At 55.9% G+C, this 11487-nt stretch carries 7 protein-coding genes; 3 read left to right on the plus strand and 4 right to left on the minus strand.

The features are described 5' to 3' along the window. Nucleotides 1-168: 168 nt before the first annotated feature. From ALIPUT_RS12190 to ALIPUT_RS10630, 4 genes are all read right to left on the minus strand, one after another. Nucleotides 169-1179 (minus strand): DNA/RNA non-specific endonuclease, encoded by a 1011-nt coding sequence (locus ALIPUT_RS12190; protein ID WP_004329958.1) that lies wholly within the window; start codon nt 1177-1179, stop codon nt 169-171. Nucleotides 1180-1314: 135 nt separating this feature from the next. Beyond that, complete coding sequence (locus tag ALIPUT_RS10620; RefSeq protein ID WP_004329959.1) at nt 1315-3396, minus strand: hypothetical protein; 2082 nt, start codon at nt 3394-3396, stop codon at nt 1315-1317. Between the two features lie 18 nt (nt 3397-3414). Continuing rightward, nucleotides 3415-3591, minus strand: coding sequence for a hypothetical protein (locus ALIPUT_RS10625; protein WP_155813750.1), 177 nt, complete (start codon nt 3589-3591; stop codon nt 3415-3417). Nucleotides 3592-3746: 155 nt separating this feature from the next. Continuing rightward, nucleotides 3747-6641 carry a putative LPS assembly protein LptD gene (locus tag ALIPUT_RS10630; RefSeq protein ID WP_004329961.1) on the minus strand — a complete coding sequence of 965 codons (2895 nt, stop codon included), beginning with the start codon at nt 6639-6641 and terminating at the stop codon, nt 3747-3749. 124 nt (nt 6642-6765) lie between these two features. On the opposite strand from ALIPUT_RS10630, the gene ALIPUT_RS10635 reads away from it, so the two are divergent. The 3 genes from ALIPUT_RS10635 to ALIPUT_RS10645 are packed head-to-tail and all read left to right on the plus strand — an operon-like array spanning nt 6766 to nt 11459. Continuing rightward, complete coding sequence (locus tag ALIPUT_RS10635) at nt 6766-7911, plus strand: N-acetylmuramoyl-L-alanine amidase family protein (RefSeq protein WP_004329962.1); 1146 nt, start codon at nt 6766-6768, stop codon at nt 7909-7911. A 22-nt stretch (nt 7912-7933) separates the two neighbouring features. Further along, the gene (locus ALIPUT_RS10640; RefSeq protein ID WP_004329963.1) at nt 7934-8935 is read left to right on the plus strand and encodes an MlaD family protein; all 1002 of its coding nucleotides are present in this window, start codon (nt 7934-7936) and stop codon (nt 8933-8935) included. A 22-nt stretch (nt 8936-8957) separates the two neighbouring features. Beyond that, nucleotides 8958-11459, plus strand: coding sequence for an endonuclease MutS2 (locus ALIPUT_RS10645; protein WP_004329964.1), 2502 nt, complete (start codon nt 8958-8960; stop codon nt 11457-11459). Nucleotides 11460-11487: the final 28 nt, after the last annotated feature.

Below are 11487 nucleotides of genomic sequence, written 5' to 3' on the forward strand. Positions count from 1 at the left end.
GTTGCATCCGCTTCGAGTGTCGGTTTTCGGATTCGGCGATTTTCCGATTCGTAAAGATAATTATTTTTCGGAAGAATAAGCCGTTCGGATGTATGGATAATACAAAACGACACGCATCATTCTATTTGATGCGTGTCGTTTTGTCGTGTCGGAGATCTTTTCGCCCGTTTAGAACGATGCGAATGTGTTCCAGTTCGAATTTTGCTCCGCTGCGGCCTGAATGTCGGCAGGCAGGTTGGCGAAGAAATCGAAGCCGGTGAGCCGTTCGATCTCGGCGACGGAAGTCGCATAGTTCGTGTAACTATCGTTCGAGTACTCCCTGTGTTCCATCCAGAAACCGATCGTCATGGCCGACGTCACTTTGTTCGACGCGTCGCGCCGGACTTTCAACAACGCTTTGTAGTAATAGTTCGGTACGGGGCATCGTTTGCTGTCCGACTTCGGTGTGATCCAGGTGATCGCTTCGTGGTTGCCTGCGGTCTGGAGAATAGCGCCCGTCACCACATATACCGTGTCCGTAGTCGCAGCGATATTTCGGACGCCGCTTTCGAGCTGCTGCCAAATACCGCCGTTGAATTTGTTCTGAATCTGCGGCGTGGAATTGGTTGCGTAATAGGTCTGTACGACCAATTCGTCCGAACCGTTGCGGTCGGCGTTGGGTATCTGGTGCCCCCGGGCGTAGAACTCTTTCGAACTGTCATATCCGTCCGATGTGGTAGCTCCGAGATTGACCCCGTAGCTGCTCGACCAGACGTTGATCTGTTCGGATTCGGCCAGTCCGGGATTGCGCTGCCATTTGTCGGAACGTCCGTTTCCCATGTGTCCTTTTGCGAGCGGATAGGCTACCCAGTAAGCCGTGTAGGTCGATTTGTCGTAGTACATCGTGTAGTTGCGCTGCGATCCGGAGGCGGGATAAACCGTCTGCGTGATCGTCTCATCGGCTGTCGTGCGGGCCGGAAGTTCGTACCAGGCGGCATGATCCGTCCGTGCTCCTTCGGTGGTAAAGGTTGTCGAAGAACTCTGCGGCGTGGAGCCGTTGGTCGCCGTTACGACGCCGTAAACCGTGTACGTCGTTGCGGGCAGAAGATCGGAGAGGTTGGCGGTCGCTTCGTTTCCGACAACAGCGGCAACGACACTTCCCGTGTCGCTGCCGTTCGTTGCGGAATAGAAGAACTGCACCTCGGTTGCGTAAGCGGCGTCGGTCAGACTACTGGAAACCTTCGCTGTACTCGAAGTTATGTCGCTTACGTTCGGTGTGGCAATTCCCGGGGTAGGGTCTGGGGAAGGATTATCGCCTCCCCCTTCTCCCGAGTTTCAGTTGATCGTGATGGTTTTAATCATCAACGACTTGCCGCTCGATTCGGTGTTTAACGTAAGGACGATCTCGCCGGACAGCGGAGTTTCCGATTCGACGACATACTCCTGGTTATTCATTTTTGCCAAGGAGATCTTTTCGCCGAGTGCTTGTCCACCGACGGTTGCATTCACGGTACTTAAGTTTGCCGTATTTGCCGACATAACCAACGTGATTTTTTTGATTCCTCCGGTATAATCGGACGTTTTTATGGTGACACCGCTGGGTTTCGACCAGGAAAGACCGCGTATCCCGCTATTGGTATCGAATGCAGTGGGCGCTTTGCTTGCAGTCCATGTCAGTCCGTTTACTGTTAAGCCGGCAGCGATCTTGTCTTTATCCGCGCTTTCGAAGGTGTAGGTCCAAGTTTCTCCGACACCGCCTTCCGGCTTGCTGTTCTGGGTAATGAGCAATGTCGCGTTGGCTGTACCCAGTGAAGTAGTGGCGGTAAGAACGATGCGTGCTGTACGAGGTGTTGCGACCGTATTCTCTGTGGCTGCGACTTCGAGGCGATTTTCGCTGCCGTTGTAATCACCTGTGGTGATCCAGTCCGGCTGTTCGGTTCCTTCAGTGCCGTCGTAAATAGCGACGGAAACGTCTTGCGTTTCGGCGTTCTTCAACGTAACGGGGATATAGTGAGTTTCCGTATCGTTATAAGACAGTGTCAGGGTGGATGGATCCAACGTGATTTGAGGCAACTTGACGTATTCGGCAGGGATCAGGGTCAGATCTTTTGTCTGACTGCCGGTATAGAATCCGAAACCGAGGTTTGCTGTATTATTTTTCGCCAAAATACGGGAAGGGGTCGCTGCCGATGCGATTTGGTAAGTGCCTTTGTCCTTGTCCTTGGTAATTATCAAGTCGTAAGCCTCCGTAGAGATCGTAGCGCTGTTGTCACTTTCCCAGGAGAGGTAGTTTTTGCCTTGACTGATCGTGTAGTTGTCACCCGATTTGGTAATTGTCCAAATGAGGGTTTCATCACCCGTTTTGTAGGGATTTGACGGTGTAATCACTACGGGGGCCAAACGAGAACCGTCAGCCAGAGAACTCATTGCATAGGTTATTTCGGATTGGGTCGCCGTGATGACGTAGTCGCCGCTCAATGTTTCGGTTGTCTCTTCCGCAGCGTCGGTCATATCGACCGCGAAAGTCGAACTGTCGCCTGCTGCGAAAGCCAGGGCCCGCCCCTCCTGAACGGTTACCGTCTTGGTGAAGATCTTCGTTGCGGTAGTCACCGTAACGGTGAAGGTTTCACCGGCGGCCACCTCGAACGGGAAGCAGGTGAAATAGGCGGTCATGCCCGTTGCGCCGTTGGCCTTAAGGTTCATCTCCGAAGAGTAGCTCAGCGTCACGTTGTCCGAGAAATTACCGGGATAACCGTACTCCTTGACGGTGCCTGCCGTCATATCGACATAGCTACGGCCCGTGACCTTCTTATCTGGAGCCGTGAATTCGACGCCAAGGACAGGCTCCTCCGATGCGAGGTTTTTGACCGTCATCTTACCGATGGCAACGGCACGGCCGAAACTCATTTGCAGTTCGGTCGGCTGACTCTCCAGCGAGATCGATTTGGCGATCAGCAGGTCCGCGTTCGAATCGAAGCTCGTAGCGGTCGGCTGTTGAGATGTGCGTGTGACGACTTTCATGTTGGTAATATCCGTATTGTTGGACGTAATCCATGCCGAGGCGGGATAAACCGCGTTATAAACGAGCGGAGTGTTCGTATTCTCCGGGAACGATACGGCGAATTTCGCCGTGCCGTCGCTTACCGTACCTTCCTGCGAGTTGGCGTATGTGGTTTTGGAGGCGGCCGTTTCGAACACCTGAAGGTATTCGCCGGTTTCGTTCCACGAGATTTTCCCCGTCAGGGGATCATACGTCGTACGGGAACCGGATGCCGATTCGAGTTCAGACGATGCGGTGACCGTCATCGTTACTTTACGACCGTTCGACGGGTCGGAAACCGTGTCGTCTTTGGAACAGGCTGCGAACAGAGATGCACACACTGCGACAGCCAAAATGGATTTGAAAAAAGTTTTCATAGTCGTAGGATGTGTTTGTTAGTATTTTCCGTAATCGGTGTCATTAACGCTGCCGCCTGCTTCGCCGGCTCCGCCATAGTCCAGGACAGTGCTGTTGGCAAAACCTTTCTCGATCGAGATGCTGTGGATCTCAACCGAAGGAGCGGAGTACGAAGTTCCCCCCCCCTTAACCGTAGATTCGTAGTGTTTTTTCATAATCATAGAGGTATTATGTTTGAGAGTTTTTACATCGTGTCCTGGTTATGGGCTACCACAAATATAGACAATATTCAATTAAGGAACAAGAAAGAATCCAAAATTCATCGAATCTTCATATTTCGATGCGGATTATGCGTGAAAGCGTCCGAAATTTAGTATAAATTGTCGAACATGCTCTGGCTTTTGTCGTATTTCAGGTCGGCGAGGGAAGCCGCTTTGACGCCGATGTTGAAACTCCAGCTCTGATAGTGGCCGAAGGGGACCCACGCGAACGACATTTGCCAGCAATGCAGGTCGCGCGAAATGGTGATGGAGGCCGGAGTCAGCTCCTTGGCCTGGAAGTCGTAACCGCCTTGGAATGTTATGCCCATCTTGGGTAGGATCGTAACGCTGCCGTTGATGCCGAGCGTTTGGGTGATGTTTTTCTGGTAGCCCGTCGTGCCGTTGTTGGTCGGTGATGCGGAGTAGCTGACCGTATAGTTGAATCCCAGGTTCCAGGGTAGCGAGAAGTCGTAGTAGGCCTGGGTCATGTATTGCCGTCGCAGGGCCGGGTTCATTTGCCCGTAAGGGTCGTAGAAAGGATTGGCGTAGGCCGGATCGACCGGGGCGCTGTTGATGTCGTTGATCGCCGGGGTGGAGTTGTCCTGGCGGGATTGGAACGTATAGCCGAACGAAGTGCTGGCCGATACCACACGGCCCGGGAAAAAGAGTTTGTTGATACGCTGGCCCTGCGGGGTGACCCGGTAAGGGTCGAGCGTAGCGTTGATATTGATGCCGAAATTTTGGAAAACGGTCGTGCGCAGCGAAATGGGGATGTTCGAAAGTCCCATGGAGTCGGCCAGGAAGTTATAGGATACCTGTCCGATGCGGAGTTCGTCGATCAGTTTGATCTTCTTCATACCCGAGGTATCGCGTTTGCTGAGCACCTTCATTTCGAGCGTCTGCGAGAGCGAGGCGTTGATGGCCATGGACTGACCGGAGCTGGGCACGCCGAAGATGCTCCCTTCGAAAGGCGAGTAGGTCTTGAAATTACCCAGCGTATCGCTCTGCACGGTCTTTACGTAGCCGTATTTCTGCTTGGAGAAGTCGGGGGCGTAGGAGAAGCTCACCGTCGGGGTGATCGTGTGGCGGATCGCCTGTATCTTGCGCGTTTTCTTCTTGGCCTCGTAGCGGCCATAGATGATCGTCGAGGCCTGCAGGCTGAAGTTGTAGTTGTACAGACGGTAGAACCCGTACTCCGGGTCGAGTTTGTCGATGCGGTTCAGCACCGGGTTCCAAACCTGCTCCTGTTTTTTGAAATACCACTTTTCGGTGTAGTTGATCGTAGGTCCGAAGTTGATATAGTTGAAGATGTTGTACGTCGCCGAGATGGGAATGCTATGCTCGAAGCCGTACTGCATGTTCTGGAGTGTTTCCTTGGTGAAGATTTCGGACTCTTTGGCGTTGGCCTTGTTGTTGAACTTGCCGGTGTAGCGGAGCGAAATCTTTTCGTACCATCGCTGCTTGCCCATCGCCTCCTTGCGTTTGAAGGGGTAGAAGGTCGAAACGTTGAAGACGACGTTCGGCAGGGCGATCGAGAGCGTTCCGCTCTGCGAGTTCTGCGAAACGGACATGTTGGCCGAAAGGGAGAACGGTGTGCCGAGCCAGCTTTTCGAATAGGAGATCGTCGAACTTGTCTGCGTCTGGAGCGCTTCGTTCAGGCTGGTAGCCGAATAGCGGTTGTAGCCGCTGGTACGGAAATCGACCGATGCGGAGAAGGTCGATCCCGGATTGGCTTTGGGGTCTTGCGTATGCTGCCAGTAGAGCTGGAAGTTGTTCTGCTGGAGGAAGTCGGGTTCGCCCTTGTCGCCGACACGGACGTTCGAGTAGTTGAAATTCAGGGTGCCGTTGTACTTGTAACGCTTCATATAGCGCGACATCGCGGATGCCTCCCACGATCCGAGGGTGTAGATACCGCCCCGGATGGCCAGGTCCATGTGCTCTCCGAGCGTGAAGTAGTAGCCCAGGTCACGGATGTAGAATCCCTTGGTCGATTCCTCGCCGAAAGTCGGCATCAGCAGACCCGACTTGGGGCCGGAACTGAGCGGGAAGAAACCCTCGGGCAGCAGCGGAAAGTAGATGGGAACGTCTTCCAGGACCAGGTAGGCGGGACCCGTGACCACTTTCTTGCCGGGAATCACCTTCGCCTTGGTCATCGCCAGGTAGAAGTGGGGGTGGTCCGTCTGGTCGCAGGTGGTGTATTTGCCGTCCTGGATGTGGATGGTGTTGTCGTCCATCTTTTTGACGTTGTTGCCGATCAGCCAGCCGTCGCCCTCCTGAGTCGCCACGCCTTTGATTTTCGCCTTTTTGCTGCCGATGTTGTAGGTGATCGTGTCCATCGTGTAGGGATTGGCGGCTCCTTCGGTGAAAGTGGGGTTGGTAACTGTCGGTTTGCCGTCTATCGTGTCGCGCTTGCCGTGGGCGTAGATGATCTTTTCGTCCATATTGACCCGCATGAAATCTCCCTTGAGATTCATGTTCTGGTAGTTGATATCACCCTGGTTGTAGATATAGACCGTGCGGTTGCGTACGTCGTAGTAGAGCGAGTCCTGGTTTTTGCCGCTGATGATGTCGTCCAGGAAAGATTTTTTCCGGGTCGTATCGCGCTGGGTCGTGTCCTGACGCAACGAATCGCGCAGCAGCGAGTCGTTGCCGGTGGGAGCCGTACTGTCGGCGGGGGCGATCGGCGAGAGGGGAGGCGCTCCGAAGATCGAGTCGATCCTGGTGTCGAAAAGCGAATCCTGCTCCTCTTCCGTACGTGTTTCGGCGGTCGGGGGGCGGTCGGCTTCCCGTTGAAGGCGCCGAATCTCCCGGCGGGTTTCGCGGCGGGATTTTTGTACGGCTTGCGTCGGAGTGCTGTCGGGCGGTGTTTGGCGTTCGGGTGTCGCGGGATGCTGCACTCCGCCCGGCAGCGCCATGCCGAGCACCGGAAGCAGGAAGAGCAGCAGGAGTGCTCCCGAGAAGATATATTTTGCCTTTAGCCTGTCCAAAATTCCAAAAAAAATCATACCTTTGCCGACGAGTCGGCAAAACCGCCCGAAAATGGCTCCGAAGGCCTCAGTGCGGGGGTTTTAACATCCGGCAAATATAGGTAAAAAATTCAGAACCGTTAAATTTTCAGCCACTTTTGCTATGCGGAAATCGCTTTTTCTTGTTGCCCTGTTTTTGATTGCGACACTCTCTTTCAACGGAGTTGCCGCGCAGAATATTGCACAGGGCGTGCGGGTCGTCGTAATCGATGCCGGGCACGGGGGGCCGAAGTTTCCGGGAGCTCATTACAGAGGCGTTTATGAGAAAGATCTCAACCTTCAGATCGCTCTGAAGCTCGGGGCCTTGATCGAGAAGGAGATCCCCCAGTTGAAAGTGGTTTACACGCGTAAGACGGACAAGCAGTTTTCCGAAAGTCTGACCCAGGATTTGCAGGCTCGGGCCGATATCGCCAACAAGGCGGGCGGCGACCTGTTCATTTCGATCCATACCAATGCTGCGGCATCGGCGTCGGCACGGGGAGTCGAGACCCTGATTATGGGTGAGAGTCCGCTGGAGAAGAACGCCAACGAGCGGGCCCTCTATTATAACAACCAGGAGGAGCTGCTCGATATGTCGAACGAGAAGACGGCGGCGATCGTTCGGGCTTATATCCAGAACCTGCAGTTCACCTATGGTGAATACAGCGAAGCGATGGCCCGTCTGGTGCAGAAACATTACGTCAAGTCCGGGCGGCACAATCGCGGTGTGAAGCGACAGCCGCTCAAAGTGCTCTACGCTACCGATATGCCCGGTATCCTGACCGAGATAGGTTTCCTTTCCAATTCGGAGGAGTACGCTTATATGAATTCGGCGAAGGGGCAGGCTCAAATCGCACGTGCGCTGTGCGATGCGGTGAAGGATTACGTCGCTTTCGTTCGGGGTGCGCTGCTTGTCGATGACGATGCCATTTACGAACAGGCCGATGCCGATGTCGCAGAGCCGGCTTCGGCTGCCGCTTCGGACAAAGCGGATAAGGGTAGTGTCAAAACCGGGAAAGCCGAACAGGAGAAGACGTTTTATGCCGTGCAGTTGATCGCCAGCGCCAAGCGCGTGCCGCCCAAGGACCGGCAGTTCAAAAGTTACCGGGGAAAAGTCACGGAGTTCGTTACCGGCGGCCGGTTCAGGTATAAGTATTGTGTGGGGCGTTTCGATACCCGCAAGCAGGCCGAAGCCAAGTTGGCCGAGGTGCGCAGGGAGTTCCGCGATGCGTTCGTGGTGAGTTGTCGGGGCGACCGGATCGTACAGTAAATAAAACGAAAAAAACAGGTATATGAGAAGAGAAGTTAAGATCGGCATTTTCGCCGTGCTGATGATCGGCGCCCTCTGGGCGGGTATCCGCTTTCTGAAGGGGTTCGACATCTTCAGTCGCAACGCGGTCTATTATGCCGCTTACGACCAGGTCGATGGCGTGCAGAACGCTTCGCCGATTCTGATCCGGGGCGTGAAGGTGGGAGCCGTGACGGATATTTCGTTCGATCCTTCGATCGGTAACGAGGTCGTACTTCAACTGACGATCCAGCGGAAATACCGGATTCCGTCCAATTCCGAAGCCCGGATCTACAGCAACAGCATCATGGGCGCCAAAGCGATCGAAATCGCTCTGGGCGATGCCGGGACCTACCTGCAATCCGGGGACACCCTCTGTTCGAGCCGCAGCAAGGGCCTGATGGATATGGCGGGTTCGGAACTCGAATTTTTCAAGCAGAAGATGTCGCAGGTCGTGGGGGATTTGAGCCGCACGATGGATAACCTGAATCTGATTATGGAGCAGAACGCCGCGAATATCGAAGGTACGATGTCGCACCTGAATTCGATTACGGGCAGCGTAAACGGTATGTTGCTGTCGCAGCGTGCGAATCTGGAGAGCGCCGTAGCGAATTTGACCCGTTTTTCGGAGATGCTCGGCGAGAACTCTCCGCGTATGGACAGTATTATCCTGAATTTAAGCAATTTTACCGACCAAATACAGCGTGAGAATCTGGCCGGGGCGCTCGATTCGACTCTGATGAACCTCAATGCGATCTTGGCCCGTGTCAATGCCGGGGAGGGGACTGTCGGGCAGCTCGTCAGCGATCCCCGTCTGTACGAATCGCTCAACGAGGCGACTGCGAACTTGGCGTCGCTGCTGGCCAACTTGCAGGCCCATCCTGCTCGTTACGTCCATTTCTCGCTGTTCGGCCGCGATCCCGAAAAGGCCGACCGCAAGCAGCAGAAAAAAGAGGCGAAACATGCCCGGCGCGATTCGCTCAAGGCCCTGAAAGCGGCCCGATAGTTTCGAATGTTTTCTCTGTGCGATGATCTATCCGGCGAACTTTGAACAGAAAGTCGGTTTCGACCGGCTGCGTGAGCAGGTCGCGGCGCTGTGTACGATTCGCGGCGGCCGGGAAAGGTTGTGCGCCGAACAATTCAGCACTTCGCAGGCCGATGTCGAGCGGCGGCTGGCGCTGGCGGACGAGATGCGCCGTCTGCTGGAGATGGAACGGGACTTTCCGGACGACGAGTTCGTCGATGTCGATTATATCCTTTCCAAACTGAAGATCGAAGGCAGTTTCCTCGAAGTCGAGGAGGTCGTGTTGCTGCGCCGGGCGCTGGCTTCGGCGGGGGCGATCGCCGGTTTTATCCTGGGGCGCGGTGAGGAGCTATATCCCGAACTGCGGCTCCGCAGCCGGGGGATCGAGGCTTTCCCGGAGATCGTTCGGGCGATCGACGGTATCGTCGATCAGTACGGCAAGATCCGGGACGACGCTTCGCCGGAGTTGCAGCAGATCCGGCGGATGATCCGCGAGCGGGAGGGGCAGGCCGCCAAACGCCTGCAGCAGGTGTTGTCGAATGCCAAGAAAGCCGGTATCGTGGAGGCCGACGCGATGCTCTCGATCCGCGACGGCCGGGCGGTGATTCCGGTCGCAGCGGCCAATAAACGCAAGTTGCAGGGTTTCATCCACGACGAATCGGCCACGGGCAAGACCTTCTACGTCGAGCCGGTCGAGGTCGTCGAAATCAATAACGAACTCAAGGAGCTGGAGTACGCCGAGCGGCGCGAGATCGTGCGGATCCTCTCGGCCTTCACCGACTCGATTCGCCCCGAAGCGGATCGGATCGCGCTGATTGGCGACTATCTTTCGGATCTGGATATGATCCGTGCCAAAGCCCGCTGGGCCGTTGCCAACGGAGCGGTGAAGCCGATCGTTTCGACGGACGACCGGCTGGTGCTGCGCAATGCGCGGCATCCCTTGTTGCAGCAGACGCTCCGGGCGCAGGGCAAGCAGGTGGTGCCGCTCGATCTGCAACTCGACAAACGGCGTCATATCCTGGTGATTTCGGGGCCGAATGCCGGCGGCAAGTCGGTGTGTCTGAAAACTACGGGCATCATCCAATATATGTTCCAGTGCGGATTCCTGGTTCCGGCATCGGAGAATTCGGAGCTGCCCCTGTTCCGCAACCTAATGATCGACATCGGGGACGAGCAGTCGATCGACGACGATCTTTCGACCTATTCGTCGCACCTGCTCAATATGAAGAACATGCTCGCCGGAGCTTCGAACCGGACGCTGGTGCTTATCGACGAGTTCGGTTCGGGTACGGAGCCTATCATCGGCGGGGCGATCGCGGAGTCGATCCTCGAACGGCTCCGCAGTAAAGGCTGTTACGGGGTGATTACGACCCACTATGCCAACATTAAGTATTATGCGTCGAACACCGAGGGAATCGCCAACGGAGCGATGATGTTCGACGTGCAGAATATCCGGCCGCTGTTTCGGCTCGAGATCGGCAAGCCGGGCAGTTCGTTCGCGGTGGAGATCGCCCGCAAGATCGGGTTGCCGGAGGATATTATCCGCGATGCGGGCGAAAAGGCCGGCAGCGATCATATCAACCTCGAGAAACAGTTGCGTGAAATCGCCCGTGACAAACATTACTGGGAGCAGAAGCGCGACCGCATCCGGATCGCCGACCGCAAGGTCGAGGAGCTGGAACAGACCTATGCCGACCAGCTTTCGCGCATCCGGCAGGAGCGCTCGGAAATCTTGAAAAAGGCCAAGGAGGAGGCGCAGCGGATGATCGCCGACGCCAACCGTCAGATTGAGAATACGATTCGGACGATCCGCGAAGCGCAGGCCGAGAAGGAGCTTACCCAGTTGGCCCGTAAGGAGTTGAACGATTTTCGGGACAGGGTGGAGAGGACGGATGCAGCGGATGCGGCGCACGACGAACGGGTGGCCCGCGAAATGGAGAAACTCGAACGCCGCCGCCAGCGTCGTGCCGAGCGCAGACAGCAGGCCGGCGAGACTCCGGAGGTCGCACAGCCTGCCGTGCCGGAGAAACCCCGCGAGGCGGAGGTCGGCTCGAAGGTGAAGATCGCCGGGCAGGACATTCCCGGCGTGGTGCTTTCGATCAAGGGCCGGAAGGCGCAGGTGGCATTCGGACAGATTCTTACGACGGTGGATAGAAGTTCGCTCGTCGTGATCTCGGGCGCCGAATTCAAGCAGGCGACCAGGCCCGTGCAGCCGCGCACGGTGGTATCGGTCGATGTGTCGGCCCGCAAGCTCAATTTCAAGGATCATATCGATGTGCGGGGCCTGCGTGCCGCCGAAGCATTGGAGGAGGTGCGGGATTTTATCGACGACGCGATCATGGTTGGCGTCGGTACGGTCACGATCCTGCACGGCAAGGGGACGGGGGCGCTCAAGGAGGAGATCCGCCGTTATCTGCGCACGGTGCCGGAGGTCGAACGGGCTGCGGACGAACACGCCGACCGGGGCGGAGCGGGGATTACGGTGGTGACTCTGCGTATGGATTGACGGCAGTTATGTAAAGGAAAGATACGAC

Origin of the sequence: Alistipes putredinis DSM 17216 (genome assembly GCF_000154465.1) — a bacterium.
In the GTDB taxonomy this organism is placed as follows: Bacteria; Bacteroidota; Bacteroidia; order Bacteroidales; family Rikenellaceae; genus Alistipes; species Alistipes putredinis.

What these genes read in the sequence shown, in the direction of transcription:
- ALIPUT_RS10620 (WP_004329959.1), bottom strand. Translation starts at nt 3,396, where the DNA reads ATGAAAACTTTTTTCAAATCCATTTTGGCTGTCGCAGTGTGTGCATCT.
- ALIPUT_RS10625 (WP_155813750.1), bottom strand. Translation starts at nt 3,591, where the DNA reads ATGAAAAAACACTACGAATCTACGGTTAAGGGGGGGGGAACTTCGTAC.
- ALIPUT_RS10630 (WP_004329961.1), bottom strand. Translation starts at nt 6,641, where the DNA reads ATGATTTTTTTTGGAATTTTGGACAGGCTAAAGGCAAAATATATCTTC.
- ALIPUT_RS10635 (WP_004329962.1), top strand. Translation starts at nt 6,766, where the DNA reads ATGCGGAAATCGCTTTTTCTTGTTGCCCTGTTTTTGATTGCGACACTC.
- ALIPUT_RS10640 (WP_004329963.1), top strand. Translation starts at nt 7,934, where the DNA reads ATGAGAAGAGAAGTTAAGATCGGCATTTTCGCCGTGCTGATGATCGGC.
- ALIPUT_RS10645 (WP_004329964.1), top strand. Translation starts at nt 8,958, where the DNA reads ATGATCTATCCGGCGAACTTTGAACAGAAAGTCGGTTTCGACCGGCTG.